Genomic DNA, 15947 nt, shown 5'->3' on the forward strand with positions numbered 1-15947 from the left:
CCGCGGACGATATAGCTACATACTTCCATACTAGTCAACAATATCGGAAGGTGATATTCCCCGGCGGGTAGTTCGCAGGCAGAGGGACGCGCGGAAATGCGGCAGACGTGGCGCTGGTTCGGGCCGAAGGATCTCGTATCGGTCGACGACATGATGCAGGCGGGGGTCGAGGGCGTGGTTTCCGCCCTCCACCACGTGCCGACCGGCGCGGTGTGGACGCCGGAGGAGGTCGCGCTCCGGCAGGCGCAGATCGGGCGCATGGCCGACGGCGCGCCCTCGGGCCTGCGCTGGGAGGTGGTGGAGAGCCTGCCGGTCTCCGAGGACATCAAGAAGCAGAAGGGCGAGTGGCGCACCCATCTCGCCAACTACAAGGCCTCGATGCGCGTGCTGCGCGACGCCGGCATCGAGGTGATCTGCTACAATTTCATGCCGGTGCTCGACTGGACCCGGACCGATCTCGCCTGGCGGCGGCCGAACGGCGCGACCTGCATGCGCTTCGACCTCGTCGACTTCGCCGCCTTCGACATCCACATCCTCGCCCGTCCCGGCGCGGCGGAGAGCTTCCCCCCCGAGGTGGTGGAGGCCGCCGCCGTCCGCTTCGCGCAGATGGACGAGGCGACCCGCGCCGGGCTGGCGCGCAACGTCGTGTTCGGCCTGCCGGGCGCGGCGGAGAGCTTCACCCTCGACGACGTGCGCCTGCACCTCGCCGAATATGCCGCGGTCTCGGAAGAGCGCCTGCGCACCCATCTCGTCGACTTCCTGTCCGAGGTCGCCCCGCTCGCGCAGGAGCTGGGCCTGCGCCTGTGCTGCCATCCCGACGACCCTCCGTTCCCGCTGCTCGGGCTGCCGCGCGTCATGTCGACCGAGGCCGACTACGGCACCGTCATGGAGGCGGTCGACATTCCCGCCAACGGCATCACCCTGTGCGCCGGCTCGCTCGGCACGCGGCCGGACAACGACCTGCCCGGCATGATGGAGCGGCTTGGCCCGCGCGTGCATTTCCTGCACCTGCGCAACGTGCACCGCGACACCGACGCGGTCGTCGGCAGCTTCTACGAGGCCGAGCATCTGGGCGGCCACACCGACATGGTCGCCCTCGTCGGCGCCGCGCTGCGCGAGGAGGCCCGCCGGCGCGCCGAGGGACGCGCCGACTGGTCGATCCCGATGCGCCCCGACCACGGGCAGGACATCCTCGACGACCTCAAGCGCAAGGGCCAGCCGGGCTATCCGGCGATCGGCCGGCTGAAGGGGCTGGCGGAGCTGCGCGGCATCATGACCGCCCTGTCCCACCCCGCGCTGGGAGAGGGCGCATGAGCGCGCCCCGCCTCGCCCGGCCGGACATGGTGCGCGAGCCCGCGCTCCGCCCGGCCTACGACCCCGCCGCCCACGGCGTGGGCATCGTCCATATCGGCGCCGGCGCCTTCCACCGCGCCCATCAGGCCGCCTATACCGACGCGGCGCTGGCCGAGGCCGGCGGGGACTGGCGCATCACCGGCGTCAGCCTGCGCAGCCGCGAGGTCGCGGAAGCGCTGAACCCGCAGAACGGCCTCTACACGCTGCTCGAACGCGGTGCGGAGGGAACGCAGGCCCGCGTCATCGGCGCCCTCGCCGGCATTCTCGCCGCCGACCCGGCCGCGACGCTCGAGGCGATGTGCGATCCGGCAGTGAAGATCGTCACCATCACCGTCACCGAGAAGGGCTACGGCATCGACCGCGCCACCCGCGGGCCGGACCGGACCCACCCGGCGGTGGCGGCGGACCTTGCCGCGCCGGAGGCGCCGGCCGGCGTGCTCGGGCTCCTCGTCGCCGCCCTCGCCCGGCGGCGTGCGGCCGGCATCGCCCCCTTCACCGTGCTGAGCTGCGACAACCTGCCGGAGAACGGCGCGCTGCTGCGCGACGGCGTGGTCGGCTTCGCCCGGCTGGTCGCCCCCGAGCTCGCCGAGTGGATCGCCGCCGAGATCGCCTTTCCCTCCTCCATGGTCGACCGCATCACCCCGGCGCCCACCGCGCAGACGCTGGTCGACGCCGAGCGCCTGACCGGCTGCACCGACCTCGCCGCGATCGAGACCGAGCCGTTCCACCAGTGGGTGATCGAGGACCGCTTTCCCGCCGGACGCCCGGCCTGGGAGGCGGGCGGCGCGCTGTTCGTCGCCGACGTGACGCCCTATGAGCGCATGAAGCTCACCATGCTCAACGGCAGCCACTCCATGCTCGCCTATGCCGGCTTCCTCGCCGGGCACCGCTATGTGCGCGACGTGATGGCCGATGCCGCGCTCGCCGGGCTGGTGCAGCGCCATCTGGCGGCCGCCGCCGCGGTGCTGCCGGCGCTGGAGGGGATCGACCTTCGCGCCTATGCCGAGGCGCTGGCCACGCGCTTTGCCAACCCGGCGATCGCGCACGAGACCTACCAGATCGCGATGGACGGGACCGAGAAGCTGCCGCAGCGCCTGCTGAACCCGGCCGTCTGCGCCGAAGAGGCCGGACTGCCGCTGCGCCCCTTCGCCTTCGCCGTCGCCGCCTGGATGCGCTACTGCCTCGGCGAGTGCGACGCTGGCGAGACCTACGCGCTGCGCGACCCGCGCGAGGCCGAGATCAAGGCCGCCCTGACCGACCACGGGCGCGATCCCGGCGCCATCTCGCTCGCCCTGCACGGCCTGCCGGGCCTGTTCCCGGAGGCGCTGAAGAGCTCCGCATCCTGGCGCGCCGAGGTGGAGGACGCGCTTTCCGCCATGCTGGCGGAGGGGATGAAGGGCGCGATCGGCCGCGAGCTCGCCCGGCTGGAGCCCGCCGGATGAGCAGCCGGCTGTTCCTCTCCATCGGCGAGGCGATGGTGGAGCTGTCGCAGCAGGGCGGCGATTTGTGGCGCATGGGCTTTGCCGGCGACACGCTGAACACCGCCTGGTACGCCCGCGCCTTCCTCGGCGAGGCGTGGCGGGTCGCCTATTTCTCCCGGCTCGGCACCGACCCGTTCTCCGAGCGTATGGCCGGTTTTCTCGAAGCCAACGGCATCGGCACCGGCTTCATCGCGCGGGACCCGAAGCGCAATGTCGGGCTCTACTCGATCGAGCTGCACGAGGGCGAGCGCAGCTTCGCCTATTGGCGCGGCCAGTCGGCGGCGCGCCACCTCGCCGATGACGAGACGGCGCTCCAAGCCGCCATCGACGCGGCCGGCCTGGTCTATTTCTCCGGCATCACCCTCGCCATCCTCGCTCCCGACCGCCGCGCCGTCCTGCTGGACGAGGTGGCCCGCGCCCGCCGGGCCGGCACGACCACCGTGTTCGACCCCAACCTGCGGCCCGCCCTGTGGGAGGACGCCGCGACCATGAGGGACTGGGTGACGAAGGCCGCCGCCACCGCCGCCATCGCCCTGCCGAGCTTCGACGACGAGGCCGCCGCCTTCGGCGATGCCGACCTCGCCGCCTGCGCCAGCCGCTGGTGTGAGGCCGGCGCCGGCGAGGTGGTGGTGAAGAACGGCGGCGGGCCGATCGCGCTGCTCGATGGCGAAGCCGGGAGCGAGGTGATCGACTGCGCGCGTGTCGCGCCGGTCGACAGCACCGGGGCGGGCGATTCCTTCAATGGCGGCTACCTCGCCGCCCGGCTGCAGGGGCTCCCCCCGGCCGAGGCGGCGCGGCGCGCCCACGCCCTTGCCGCGCGCGTCATCGGCCGGCGCGGCGCGCTCATGCCGATGGCGGAGCTCGTCGCCCTGCGGGGCTGAGAGCCGGCGGCCCCACTCCTCAGATGATCCCCTCGCGCCGCAGCCGGTCGCGCTCGGCCTGAGGCACGCCGAGGATGCGGGCGAGCACCTCGTCCGTATGCTGGCCCAGCGTCGGCGGGGCCAGCGGTGCGCCGGGCGGGGAATCGCTCAGCCGCAGCGGGCTGCGCACGCCGGGCGCGATGCCGCCCAGCACGTGCGGGAGTTCGAGCGCCAGCCCACGCGCCAGCGCCTGCGGCTCGGCGAAGGCCTGCGCGATGGTGTTGATCGGCCCGGCCGGAATGCCGGCGGCGTCCAGCATGGCGAGCCATTCCGCCGTGGTCTGGCGCTTCAGCGCGGCGCCGACCGCCGGCAGCAGCTCGGCGCGGTGCGCCACTCGCCCGGCATTGGTGAGGAAGCGCGGATCGGCGGCGAGGTCGCCGAAATCCGCCAGCCGGCAGAAGCGGGCGAACTGGGCATCGTTGCCGACCGCGAGGATGAGGTGCCCGTCTGCGGTCTCGAACGCCTGGTAGGGCACGATGTTGGGATGGGCGTTGCCGAGCCGGCGCGGCGACGTGCCGCCCACCAGATAGTTGAGCGCCTGGTTGGCGAGGCTCGCCATCGCCACGTCGAACAGCGCGACGTCGATGCGCTGGCCGTGCCCGGTGCCGTGGCGCTGCTGAAGCGCGGCGAGGATGGCGATGGCGGCGTTGAGCCCGGTCAGCACGTCGACCAGCGCGACGCCGATCTTCTGCGGCTCGGCGTCCGGGCTGCCGGTCACCGACATCAACCCCGACATGCCCTGGATCATGAAGTCGTAGCCGGCGCGCCCCGCCTCCGGCCCGTCCTGTCCGAAACCGGTGATCGAGCAATAGACGAGGCGCGGGTTGAGGGCGGCGAGGCTCTCATGGTCGAGGCCGTAGCGCGCCAGGCCGCCGACCTTGAAGTTCTCGATCACCACGTCGCTCGCCTGCGCCAGCCTGCGGATCAGCGCCTGCCCGTCGGGATGCGCCATGTCCACGCTCACCGAGCGCTTGTTGCGGTTGGCGGCGAGGAAATAGGCGCTCTCGCCGGTCTCGCGCCCCTCGCCGTCCTTCAGCCAGGGCGGGCCCCAGCCGCGCGTGTCGTCGCCCGCGCCGGGCCGCTCGATCTTGATCACCTCGGCGCCGAGATCGCCGAGCACCTGCGTCGCCCAGGGGCCTGCCAGCACGCGGGAGAGGTCCAGCACCCTTATGCCGGTCAGCGCCTGCCCGGCGCGCGGGGTCTCGTCAGTGTCGCTCATGGGACGTCCGTTCGTAGCGCCGCCCGCGCCCAGGAAGGCTGGACGCGGATGCGGCAGGCGTTGCTTAGCGCAATCCGCGCCGCCGCGAACGTCGTCTCTCGTCGGATGCGCGCGAAGCGCCGCTCGCCGAACTAGTGCGGCGAGACGTCCGCCAGCACGTCCTTGTCGTGCCGGCCGAAGCGGTCGACCATGGTGGCGCTCGCCTCGTTGAGGCCGAGCACGGTCACCTCCGCACCCGCCTTGCGCAGCTTCATGACCGCCTTGTCGAGCGCGCCGATCGAGGTGATGTCCCAGAAATGCGCGTGGGTGACGTCGATCACCACCTCGCGCGGGCGCCGGTCGAAGTCGAAGCCGCGCAGGAACACCTCGGCCGAGGCGAAGAAGATCTGCCCGGTCACGGTGTAGACCACCCGCCCCGCCGCCTCGTCGGCGCTCACCGAGACGTGCACCAGCCGCGCCACCTTGCCGGCGAAGAACACGCCGGAGAGCATCACACCCACCAGCACGCCGATGGCGAGATCGCGTGTCGCCACCACCGTGACGACGGTCGCCAGCATCACCACCGAGGAGGAGCGCGGATTGGTGCGCAGGTCGAGGATCGAGCGCCAGGAGAAGGTGCCGATCGAGACCATGACCATCACCGCCACCAGCGCCGCCATCGGGATGATGCGCACGAGGTCGTCGAGCACCAGGATCAGCACCAGCAGGAAGGCACCGGCGACGAAGGTCGACAGCCGCCCGCGCCCGCCCGAGGTGACGTTGATCACCGACTGGCCGATCATCGCGCAGCCGCCCATACCGCCGATCAGCGCCGAGGCCAGGTTGCCCGCGCCCTGGCCGATGCATTCCTGGCTCTTGTTGCTCATCGTGTCGGTCATGTCGTCGACGATCTGCGCGGTGAGCAGCGATTCGAGCAGGCCCACGGCCGCCAGCGTCAGCGAATAGGGCAGGATGATCTTCAGCGTCTCGAGGTTCAGCGGCACGTCGGGCAGCGCCAGCGCCGGCAGGCTGGAGGGCAGCTCGCCGAGGTCGCCGACCGTGCGCAGCTCGATCCCGCTCCACCAGGCGAACAGCGTGAGCACCGCGATCGCGACCAGCGGCGAGGGCACGGCGCGGGTTAGGCGCGGGAACAGGTAGATGATGGCGAGCCCGGCCGCGACCATGGCGTAGGTCACCGGCGGCACGTGGATCAGCTCGGGAAGCTGCGCCATGAAGATCAGGATGGCGAGGGCGTTGACGAAGCCGGTGATGACCGAGCGCGAGACGAACCGCATCAGCCGGCCGACGCGCAAGAGGCCGGCAACGATCTGGATCGCGCCCATCAGGATGGTGGCGGCGAACAGGTACTGAAGCCCGTGATCGCGCACCAGCGAGGTCATCACCACCGCGGTCGCGGCGGTGGCGGCCGAGATCATGCCCGGCCGCCCGCCGACGAAGGCGGAGACGCAGGCGATGGCGAAGGAGGCGAACAGCCCCACCTTCGGATCGACCCCGGCGATGACGGAAAAGCCGATCGCCTCGGGGATCAGGGCAAGGGCCACGACGATGCCGGCAAGGACATCGGCGCGGATATTGAAGAACCAGTCGCGGAAATAGCGTGAGCTCGTCGTCATGGAATTGTTTCTGCGCAAAGAGCGGCCGTCCGCCGGAAGGCGGTGCGGGCAGGCGCTGCATCTGCGTTGTCCGGCGGATCGGCGGCCGGAAGAGCCACCCGGAATTTCACCGGGTCCGGATGATTAGGTCCGGGCTACATCAGCTTTTGCTGCAATGCAATACGCAGAGCCCATCTGCGCCGTCTCGCGCGCCCCCGAAGCGGCCTGCGTGACGCAGATCCCACAAATGGGCGGCCTCTAGCGCGAACCCTCGCGGATGACGCGGGCGAACATGGCGGCACCCTTCTGCGGCGGGCGCCCCGCCCCGCGCGTGTCGGCGGCGGGACCCTCCGGCTCGGGCGCGGCCTCGGCGCCGCCGAACTGGGTCTCGATGCTGCGCACGCAATGGGCGACCGAGACGTCGGCGAGGCGGTAGAACACCTGCTTGGAGACGCGCCGCGTCGCCACCAGCCCGGCGCGGCGCAACTCGGCGAGCTGCTGGCTCAGCGCCGGCTGGCCGATGCCGGTGGCGGCATCGATCCCCCCGACCGTCAATTCGCCCGCCTGCAGGTGCGAGAGGATCATCAGCCGCTGCGGCTGGCCATAGGCGCGCAGCCGCTCCACCGCCTGCTCCGCCTGCTCGCGTGTCAGCGCCATGGCGCTCAGCTCTCCTCGATCCGCCGGCAGAACCAGTCGTCCCCACCGTCGAACAGCGCCTGCTCGCCGGGCAGCGGCAGCAGCACCGCGTCGCCCGGCTCCCAGCCCTCGGGCGTGACGGCGTCGCCGCGCTCCACCCGCTTCAGCGCGGCGGCGAGGCGCAGCATCTCGTCGGCGGAGCGCCCCACCGTCATCGGGTACCAGCTGATCGCCCGGACGATGCCGTCCGGGTCGATGAAGTAGCTCGCCCGCACGGTGGAGGAATCGCGCGCCTCCTCGTCCAGCATGCCGTAGGCGCGCGCGATCTCGAGCGAGGGGTCCTCGATCACCGGGAACGGCACCTCGACGCCGAAGCTGGCGTGGATCGCCCGCAGCCAGGCGAGGTGGGAATAGAGGCTGTCCACCGACAGGCCGATGAGCGCGCAGCCGAGCTGCTCGAACCGGGGCGCGAGCCGGGCCAGCGCGATGAACTCGCTGGTGCAGACCGGCGTGAAGTCCGCCGGGTGCGAGAAGAACACCAGCCAGCGCCCCCGATAGGCGGAGAGCTCCACCGGGCCATGGGTCGAGCGGGCGCTGAACAGCGGCGCGCGATCGCCGATCCGCAGCGGGCGCGGTGGAGCGGCGAGGGTGCCGATCGCGGAAGTGTGTTCGCCAGTCATTCTCCCTGATTGCCTTCGCCGTTGCGTTGACGCAATGCGTATCTATAATTACATAATATCTGAAATTATGAAATCAAAGAGCGGGCAAAGCGCCTTGCCCTCGACCCCCCGCATGGCTGACCGCCGGCGGCCGGTCCGGCGGTGCGGACAGATCAGGGAAACGCATCATGGCTCCAAGGCAGATCACGCCGGACGTCTCCGTCACCAACCAGATGGACGGCGCCGCCCTCGCCCGTGCCGCCTCGGCCGGCTACCGGACCATCGTCTGCGCCCGTCCGGACGGCGAGGAGCCCGGCCAGCCCGACGCCGCCGAGATGGCCCTGCTGGCCGACGCGCTGGGCATGGCCTTCGTCCATATCCCGGTCGCCCCCGGCGCCTTCGACGACGAGGCGGTGGCGCAGATGCGGGCCGTGCTCGACAAGCTTCCCTCACCCATTCTCGGCTATTGCCGAAGCGGCATGCGCGCGGCCACGCTCTGGGCGCTGGCGGAGGCGGGCCATCGCCCGTTCGAGGATATCCTCGGCCTCGCCGGCCGCGCCGGCTTCGACCTGTCGGCCCAGCGCCCGCGCCTCGCACCCGCGCCAACGGAGACGGACCCCGGGAGCGCGCCGGCGCCCCGCGTGCATGACGTCGTCATCGTCGGCGGCGGGGCGGCCGGCATCGCCACCGCCTCCAGCCTGCTGAAGCGCCGCCCCTCGCTCGACATCGCGATCGTCGAGCCCGCCACCTGCCACTACTACCAGCCGGGCTGGACAATGGTCGGCGCCGGCATCTTCAAGCCGGAAACCACGCGCCATCCCATGGCCGAGGTCATGCCGGCGGGCGTCACCTGGATTCGGCAGGCCGCCGCCGGCTTCGCGCCGCAGATGCGGGAGGTGATGCTGGCGGACGGCGCCTCGGTGCGCTACCGCGCGCTCGTCGTGGCGCCGGGCCTGCGCCTCGCCTGGGACGCCATTCCCGGCCTGTCGGAAACGCTGGGCGAGAACGGCGTCACCTCAAACTACCGCTACGACCTCGCCCCCTACACCTACCGTCTCGCCAGCGACATGCGCCCCGGCCGGGCGCTGTTCACCCAGCCGGCGATGCCGATCAAATGCGCCGGCGCTCCGCAGAAGGCGATGTATCTGTGCTGCGATATCTGGCGCGAGGCCGGCATCCTGCCGCGCATGGAGGTCGAGTTCCACAATGCCGGCGGCGTGCTGTTCGGCGTGCCGACCTATGTCCCGGCGCTGATGGACTATGTCGAGCGCTACGGCATCGACCTCAATTTCGGCTCTACCCTCGTCGCCGTCGACGGGCCGGCCCGCATCGCCACCTTCGAGCGCAAGGGTGCGGACGGACGGCCCGAGCGGGTCGAGCGCACCTTCGACATGCTCCACGCCGTGCCGCCGCAGACGCCGCTCGACGTCATCGCCGCGAGCCCGCTCGCCGGGCCTGGCGGGTGGATCGAGGTCGATCCGGCGACGCTCCGCCATGTCCGCCACGAGGACGTGTTCGCGCTCGGCGACGCCACCGACACGCCGAACGCCAAGACCGCCGCCGCCGCGCGCAAGCAGGCGCCCGTGGTCGCCGTCAACGTGCTCGCCGCGCTCGACGGCAAGGCGCCGGCGGCGCAGTACAACGGCTACGGCTCCTGCCCGCTCACCGTCGAGCGCGGCCGGATCGTGCTGGCCGAGTTCGGCTATGGCGGCGCGCTGCTGCCGACCTTCCCGAAATGGATGCTGGACGGCACCCGGCCGACGCGCCGGGCCTGGTTCCTGAAGGACCGCATGCTGCCGCCGATCTACTGGTACGCGATGCTGCGCGGGCGCGAATGGCTGTGTGCGCCCGAGCCGATCGCGGCACCGCCGGAAAGCGGGCCGGCGTGATGCTCGAACCGGTGCAATACGCGCTCGGCGGCGGGGCCGGCGTGCTGGTGGGCTTCACGCTCGGCTTGGTGGGCGGCGGCGGCTCGATCCTCGCCGTGCCGCTGATCGTCTATCTGGTCGGCGTGCGCAACCCGCACATCGCCATCGGCACCAGCGCCTTCGCGGTCGCCATCAACGCCGCGGTCGGGCTGCTCAGCCATGCGCAGGCGGGCACGGTGAAGTGGCGCTGCGGCGGCATGTACGCCGCCGCGGGCATTCTCGGCGCGCTGGCCGGCTCGACCTTCGGCAAGCTGATCGACGGCCAGAAGCTGCTGTTCCTGTTCGCCCTGCTGATGCTGGCGGTGGGCGTGCTGATGCTGCGCGGGCGCGGCAATCCCGGCGAGCCGGGCGCGGAATGCACGCGCGAGAAGGCGCCCCGGGTGCTCGGCTTCGGGCTCGGCACCGGCGCGGTCTCCGGCTTCTTCGGCATCGGCGGCGGCTTCCTCATCGTGCCGGGGCTGATCGGCTCGACCGGCATGCCGATCCTGAACGCGGTCGGCACCTCGCTCGTCGCGGTCACCGCCTTCGGCCTGACCACCGCGTTCAACTACGCGCTGTCGGGCTTCGTCGACTGGGCCCTCGCCCTCGTCTTCATCGCCGGCGGCGCAGCGGGAAGCTTTGCCGGCATGAAGGTGGCGCAGCATCTCGCCGGACGGGCCGGTCATCTGGCGACGGTGTTCGCGGCGATCATCTTCGTCGTCGCCTCCTACATGCTGTTCCGCAGCGCCTCGGTGCTGCTGGCCTGAACCGTCCGCGGCCGGCTCAGCCGAGGTCCGGCTCCCAGTCGCTCATGTGCAGCACGTTGCCGCCGAGCTTCGCGAAGGCGCGCTGGCGGCAGGAAAAGACGATGATCTGCTGGTCCCGCGCCTGCCGGTGCAGCGCGTCGAACATGCGCTCGATCCGGTCATCGTCGGAATAGACCAGCGCGTCGTCGAGGATCACCGGCGCCGGCCGGCCGTCCTGCGCCAGCAGCCGGGCGAAGGCGAGCCGGGTCAGCACCGAGAGCTGCTCGCGCATGCCTCCGCTCAGCCGCTCGACCTCCTCCTCCTGCCCGTTGCGGCGGATGGTCTGCGGCAGCAGCGACTTCTCGTCGAACACGATCGAGACGTCGTCGAACAGCAGGCCGAGCAGCGGGCGCAGCTCGTTCAGCACCGGCTGGAGATAGAGGTCGCGCGCCGCCGAGCGCGAGGCCTGCAGAGCCTCGCGCAGGCGGTCCAGCACCGCCACTTCGGACGCGAACGCGCCGACGCGCGCATCGGCCGCCTCGCGGGCCTCGCCCGCCTCGCGCCACGCCTCCTCGACCGCATCGTCCGAGCGGGTCCTGATCTCGGCGTTGAGGCCGGCGAGGTCGCGCCGCAGCCGCTCCTCCTCCTGCCGCGCGCCCTCCTCGACCGAGCGGGCGCGGCGCAGCGCCGCCTCGGCCGAGGCAAGATCCGGCGCGGCGGCTTCCAGCTCGCCGGCGCGGGTCTCGCAGGTGCCGAGATCGGCCGCGGCCGCGCCATGGGCGGCGGCGAGCGCCGTCTCCTGCCCGCCGCGTTCCGCCTCCGGCCCCAGCTCGGCCTCGAGCCGCGCGAGCTCGCCGTCCAGCGCCGCGACCGAGCTCTGCGCCGCCATCAGCGCCTCCATCGCCCGCTCGCGCCGCGGCTCGGCCTCGTGGGCTCGCGCGCGCCCGGCGCCGACCCGCGCCTCGGCACGCTCCAGCGCCTGGCGCACCTCGTCGGGATCGCCCTTCAGCTCCAGCGCCTCCGCCGGCACCGCCGCACGCCGCGCGACCTCCTCGCGCAGCGCCTTCAGCCCTTCCGGCACCAGATGGCGCGCCTTGATGCGCAGCCCTTCGAGCGCCGCCGCCTGCCTCTGCGCCTCGCCGGAGCGGCGGCGCGCCTCGGCGAGGTCGGCGACGGAAATCTCCGCCAGCAGGCGCCGCCGCTTCTCCTCCGCCACCTTCAAAGCCCCGTCGGCGCCGGCCGGCCGGTTGGCGCGCACATGGAGCGTGCCGATGCCGGGCAGGTCGAGGCGGGCGACGTCCCTCACCGCCTGTTCCTCGCCATCGGCGAGCGCGCGGCCATCGATCGTCACCCGCGCCGGCGCCTCGCCCTCATAGGCGATGCGCAGCGAAGGCAGCCCCGCCTCCTCGGCCGTGCGCAGGCGGAAGATCCCCTCGTCCAACCGCTGCAATTTCTCGATCGCCGCGTCGGGGATCGCGATCGATGCCAGCGCGGCCTCGCCCTCCTCCAGCCGCGCGCGGATCGCCTCGGCCCGGCCGAGCCGCTGCTTCAGCGCGTCGAGCTCCTCGGCCGCCTTGCGCGCGGCGAGCGCGCGCTCGAGCCGGGCCAGCAGCGCGCGCGTCTCGCGCTCCTCGCGCTCGGCCGCCTGCACCTCGGCACTCGCCTGCTCCATCGCGGCGGTGGCCGCCCCGCGCTTCGCCTGCGCCTCCTCACGCCGCACCTCCATCGCCTGCCGCTCGACTTTCAGCGCGGCGAGACGCTCCATAGCCGCGCGGAATCCCTTCAGCGCCCGCTCGGCGGCCTCGAACCGGCTGCGCGCCAGTGCCGCTTCCGCCCGCGCCGCCTTCAGCGTCTCGGCATGGCTCTTCGCAGTCTCGAACGCCGCCTCGGCCTCGACCACGGCGGCGCGGCGGGCCGCCTTCTCCTCGGCCTTGTCGAGCTCGGCGAGCTGGCGCAGCGCCCCGGCGCGCCGGTCGAGCGCCGCGCGCAGCGTGTCGACGTCGGCCTTGAGCCGCGCCTCCTCCTCGGCGAGGCGGGCCTGTTCCTCCAGCGCCGCGGCATAGGGGCCGCCCGACTTCGCGCGCCCGGTGGCGGTGACCAGCGCGCCAAGTTCGCCGGCGCACAGCTCGATGATCTGCGACATGCGCCGCCCGCCGGTGATCGCCTCGACCTCGCCCTGCACGGAGGTGAGCAGGCTCTCGCGCACCTGCCGCTCGTCCTCGTCCTCCTTGCGCTTCTCGAGGCCGGTATTGCCCTGCCGCACCCAGAGCAGGCCGGCCGGCCCGGCGGTGCCCCCGCGTATGAGCCCGGCAATGAAGTTCTCCGCCTCGTCCGCCTGGGCGACGAGCCGGCCGCTGTCGAGCGCCATGACGCTCGCCCGCCGGCCGCCGAGGAACTGCTTGGTGAGCCGGAACCGCCCCTCCGGCACGATGATGTCGGCCTCCACCAGCGGATTGCCGCCGCTATAGGGCTGCAGGCGCTTCAGCTCCTTCGCCTGCCCGGTATGGGGCTGGAAGAACAGCGCGTGCAGCGCGTCGAAGCTGGTCGACTTGCCGTATTCGTTGGCCGCGCACAGCACGTTGACGCCGTCGCCGATCCCCTCGATCGCCACGCCCCGGCGGGCGAAGCGCCGCACGTTGAAGAGCCGGAGCGCCGCGATCTTCATGCGCCGGCCTGCTGGCTGTAGGAGAACAGGCGCATCAGCGCCGCCCGCGCCACCTCCCGCTCGGCGGCCGAACGGGTGGCGTCGAGGCTCTCCGCCCGCAGCGCCTCGGCCGCCTCGCGCAGGGCGCCGCCACGGTCGATCAGGTCGAGATCGGTGGCCTCGCAATCGATCGCGAGCCCGGCCTCGTCGAGTTCGAGGCGGGCGAATTCCGGCGCCGCCTGCGCGATGGCGGCGGCGAGCGCGGTGCGGCCGGCAAGGCTTGCCCGGCCGGCCGCGGCGACGCGCAGGAGCGTCTGCCGCCGCTCCCGCCCCTCGGGAAGCCGCCCGGCGAGCAGCGCCGCGCCATCGTCCTGCGACAGCAGGTCGAGGCGCAGCGTGCGCCAGGCGAAGCTCGCGGTCTCGACCGGCGTCACCTCGGGCGCGGCACCGGCCGCTTCGATGCTCACGATCAGCGCCGTGCCGGGCCGGTCGTGCTTGAAGCGGTCGGGCTCGGGCGTGCCGCTGTAGCGGGTACGCACGTCGACCTCCAGCGAGCCGTGCCAGTCGCCGAGCGCCAGATAGTCGAGGCCGGCGCGGGCCGCCCGGTCGGGGGCGATGACGTCGGTGGCGCCGCCCTCCTCGGCGAAGTCGCGGATCGCGCCATGGGCGAGGCCGATGCGGATCGCCCCCTCCTCCCGGCCCGCCCCGTCCATCCATTCGGTCAGGTCGCGTCCGGGCCGGCGGGTGGTGCAGGGCGCGGGCAGCAGCGTGACGCCGGGGGCCAGCGCCAGCGGGGCCGGCTCGACGGCGAGCACGACATTGTCCGGCGCCTCGAGGCGCAGCGCGCCCCAGAGCTGCGAGGCCTGCAGCGAATCGTGGTTGCCCGGCAGCAGCACCCAGCGCAGCGGGGCGTGATGGCCCATCTCCGCCAGCGCCTGCCGGCGGATGTCGGGGGCGGGCGTCTCGGTGTCGAAGGTGTCGCCCGCCAGCAGGATGGTGGAGGCCCCGCTCTCGCGCGCCCGCGCCGCCAGCCGGCCGATCGCCGCATGGCGCGCCTCACGCAGCCGCCCGCGCAGCTCCTCCGGCAGGTTGCCGAAGCGCCTTCCCAGATGAAGGTCGCTGGAATGGAGGAAGCGGAATGCGCTCATCGCGCCGCCCGTCGCGCCCGCGCAGGCCGGGAACGGGTCCGGCGGGCGGTCGGATTGCCGGCGCAGGGTTGGGCTCGATCGGCGGGCACGGCGGTCGCGTTCTCCTGCTGCGGGCGGGAGAGGCGCCGCGTCGCGCGAATCCCCGCCGCTTCCTCCCCCGACCATGGGCTCGCGCCGGCGCCCGCGCAAGGCGCGCGCGGGCGCCACGCGGAGCGGTCGCCGCGGCAAGATGACCGCCCGGCGGCTTTACATGAGAAGACTTCCAGATTCATGAGAAATGAATAAAAACTTTATAAGAATCAATATTATAGACAGGCGGTTACATGGTGACTACGGTCTTGCGAAAAGAAGAACGGGACCGGCCGGCGCCGGCACCCGCGCTCGACATCAGGGAAGGGAGAGAAACGCATGAACGCCCGTTTCGTAAATCGCCGCCACATGCTTGCGCTCGGTGCCGCCGGCATCGTCGGCCTCGCGGCCATCCCCGCCGCCATCCCCGCCGCCTTGGCCGAAGACATCGCCAAGGGCCGCCAGCGGCTGCCGGAAATCGTGCTCGGCGACACCAACGGCAACGACTACGCGGTGCCGGTGAAGGACATCACCATGGAGGGCGGCAAGTCCTACCAGCTCGATGTCACCTCCAATGGCGGCAAGGAATACAAGTTCATGGCGCCGGAATTCTTCCGCAACATCTGGATGAACCAGATCGTCATCAACCATCTGGAAATCCATCCCTACGGCTCGCCGCACCATATCGAATTCGACGACGAAGGCACGATCTCGCTCGAATTCGTGCCGATCCGCACCGGCACCTACAAATGGTGGATCGAGGGGCTGGAAGAGAAGGGCATGCAGGGCACGCTGACCGTCAAATAGGCGGCAGCGCAAACGGGAAGCCGGCAACGGCGTCATTCGGGAGGAAGAACCATGCGGGAAAGAACCCTGAGAATTCTGCTTTCGGCGGCGCTGCTGGCCGGCGCGGCCACCTTCGCCACCGTCGGCGACGCCCTGGCGGACGACGCCAAGGACTGCTCGGACGGCGTCGCCATGATCAAGGCGGAGATCGCCAAGGGCCCGCCCAAGGCGACGCTCGACAAGCTGAACAAGGCGCTGCGCGGCGCCCAGCGCGAGATGGGCGAAGGCGAATATGACGAATGCCTCGACTTCGTCGGCGACGCGAAAAAGGCGATCAAGGGCTAGACACCGGCCCTCGGGTGGGAAGACGGGCGCGGCGACCCCGCGCCCGTTTCCTTTTTCGGGCCATGCGGCCCGGCGGCATCACATGGCGTGCGTCAGCCGGTCGGCGGTGCGACGTCCGGGTCGTCGCCGTCCACCGACGGCAGTGCGCCCGAACCGGGAGTGGCGTCCTCGTTGATCAGGTCGCGCCGCGCGTGCGGGCCGGCGCCGGGGAACGGGCGCTCGTCGCCGGCGCGGCCGGCTTCACCCTTCTCCAGCCGGTGCGCCGACATCCAGGCGTCGAGCGCCGCCCCTTCCGGACGGCCTTCCGCCTCCCAGACCCGATAGGCGGCTTCGCGTACCCGCTGCTCGTTCCTGTCCATGGCGAATCTCCTTGTTGAATCCCGCTTGGCCGACCCTTGCGGCCGACGGCGCGGGCATCCGGGCCAACCGCCCAACCGAGGCC

General features: G+C 72.0%; 14 protein-coding genes and 1 other annotated feature. Of the genes, 7 read left to right on the top strand and 7 right to left on the bottom strand.

Annotated features, from left to right (window positions below; all coding sequences use genetic code 11):
• Nucleotides 1-96: 96 nt before the first annotated feature.
• From uxuA to NVS89_RS11915, 3 genes are read left to right on the top strand one after another with little or no spacing between them, the layout of a single operon-like run.
• On the top strand, nucleotides 97-1314 hold the full coding sequence (gene uxuA / locus NVS89_RS11905; RefSeq protein ID WP_258732965.1) for a mannonate dehydratase: 1218 nt from the start codon (nucleotides 97-99) through the stop codon (nucleotides 1312-1314).
• Nucleotides 1311-2795, top strand: coding sequence for a mannitol dehydrogenase family protein (locus tag NVS89_RS11910; protein ID WP_258732966.1), 1485 nt, complete (start codon nucleotides 1311-1313; stop codon nucleotides 2793-2795). Before uxuA ends, NVS89_RS11910 begins: the two co-directional genes overlap by 4 nt.
• Nucleotides 2792-3715, top strand: coding sequence for a sugar kinase (locus tag NVS89_RS11915; RefSeq protein WP_258732967.1), 924 nt, complete (start codon nucleotides 2792-2794; stop codon nucleotides 3713-3715). Before NVS89_RS11910 ends, NVS89_RS11915 begins: the two co-directional genes overlap by 4 nt.
• Nucleotides 3716-3734: 19 nt before the next feature.
• On the opposite strand, the gene NVS89_RS11920 is transcribed toward NVS89_RS11915, so the two are convergent.
• The 4 genes from NVS89_RS11920 to NVS89_RS11935 all read right to left on the bottom strand — a co-directional run bounded on the left by NVS89_RS11920 (nucleotide 3735) and on the right by NVS89_RS11935 (nucleotide 7881).
• Nucleotides 3735-4973, bottom strand: coding sequence for a CaiB/BaiF CoA transferase family protein (locus NVS89_RS11920; protein ID WP_258732968.1), 1239 nt, complete (start codon nucleotides 4971-4973; stop codon nucleotides 3735-3737).
• Nucleotides 4974-5104: 131 nt separating this feature from the next.
• On the bottom strand, nucleotides 5105-6586 hold the full coding sequence (locus NVS89_RS11925; protein ID WP_258732969.1) for a SulP family inorganic anion transporter: 1482 nt from the start codon (nucleotides 6584-6586) through the stop codon (nucleotides 5105-5107).
• Nucleotides 6587-6650: 64 nt separating this feature from the next.
• Nucleotides 6651-6706: a sequence feature (sul1 is cis-regulatory element that is thought to sense ions involved in sulfur or methionine metabolism; They are found in Alphaproteobacteria), on the bottom strand.
• 117 nt (nucleotides 6707-6823) lie between these two features.
• On the bottom strand, nucleotides 6824-7222 hold the full coding sequence (locus NVS89_RS11930) for an ArsR/SmtB family transcription factor (RefSeq protein WP_309486541.1): 399 nt from the start codon (nucleotides 7220-7222) through the stop codon (nucleotides 6824-6826).
• Between the two features lie 5 nt (nucleotides 7223-7227).
• A complete protein-coding gene (locus NVS89_RS11935) occupies nucleotides 7228-7881 on the bottom strand; it encodes a peroxiredoxin (RefSeq protein ID WP_258732970.1) in 654 nt (217 codons plus the stop codon).
• Between the two features lie 167 nt (nucleotides 7882-8048).
• Here NVS89_RS11935 and NVS89_RS11940 point away from each other — a divergent pair, with 167 nt between their 5' ends.
• Nucleotides 8049-9749: a bifunctional protein tyrosine phosphatase family protein/NAD(P)/FAD-dependent oxidoreductase gene (locus NVS89_RS11940; RefSeq protein ID WP_258732971.1), complete on the top strand. Its 1701-nt coding sequence runs from the start codon at nucleotides 8049-8051 to the stop codon at nucleotides 9747-9749.
• Nucleotides 9746-10534 (top strand): sulfite exporter TauE/SafE family protein, encoded by a 789-nt coding sequence (locus NVS89_RS11945; protein WP_309486542.1) that lies wholly within the window; start codon nucleotides 9746-9748, stop codon nucleotides 10532-10534. The genes NVS89_RS11940 and NVS89_RS11945 overlap by 4 nt, the downstream gene beginning before the upstream one ends.
• Nucleotides 10535-10550: 16 nt before the next feature.
• On the opposite strand, the gene NVS89_RS11950 is transcribed toward NVS89_RS11945, so the two are convergent.
• The gene (locus NVS89_RS11950) at nucleotides 10551-13178 is read right to left on the bottom strand and encodes a DNA-binding protein (RefSeq protein WP_258732972.1); all 2628 of its coding nucleotides are present in this window, start codon (nucleotides 13176-13178) and stop codon (nucleotides 10551-10553) included.
• Nucleotides 13175-14305, bottom strand: a complete 1131-nt coding sequence (locus NVS89_RS11955) for a metallophosphoesterase family protein (protein ID WP_258732973.1) — start codon at nucleotides 14303-14305, stop codon at nucleotides 13175-13177. Before NVS89_RS11955 ends, NVS89_RS11950 begins: the two co-directional genes overlap by 4 nt.
• 438 nt (nucleotides 14306-14743) lie before the next feature.
• Here NVS89_RS11955 and NVS89_RS11960 point away from each other — a divergent pair, with 438 nt between their 5' ends.
• Nucleotides 14744-15181: a cupredoxin domain-containing protein gene (locus NVS89_RS11960; RefSeq protein ID WP_258733031.1), complete on the top strand. Its 438-nt coding sequence runs from the start codon at nucleotides 14744-14746 to the stop codon at nucleotides 15179-15181.
• Between the two features lie 51 nt (nucleotides 15182-15232).
• Nucleotides 15233-15505 carry a hypothetical protein gene (locus NVS89_RS11965; protein ID WP_258732974.1) on the top strand — a complete coding sequence of 91 codons (273 nt, stop codon included), beginning with the start codon at nucleotides 15233-15235 and terminating at the stop codon, nucleotides 15503-15505.
• A 92-nt stretch (nucleotides 15506-15597) separates the two neighbouring features.
• Here the strand turns inward: NVS89_RS11965 and NVS89_RS11970 are convergent, their stop codons facing one another.
• Nucleotides 15598-15864 (bottom strand): DUF2934 domain-containing protein, encoded by a 267-nt coding sequence (locus tag NVS89_RS11970; protein ID WP_258732975.1) that lies wholly within the window; start codon nucleotides 15862-15864, stop codon nucleotides 15598-15600.
• Between the last annotated feature and the right edge of the window lie 83 nt (nucleotides 15865-15947).

Origin of the sequence: Ancylobacter mangrovi (assembly GCF_024752355.1) — a bacterium.
GTDB classification, from domain to species: domain Bacteria; phylum Pseudomonadota; class Alphaproteobacteria; order Rhizobiales; family Xanthobacteraceae; genus Ancylobacter; species Ancylobacter mangrovi.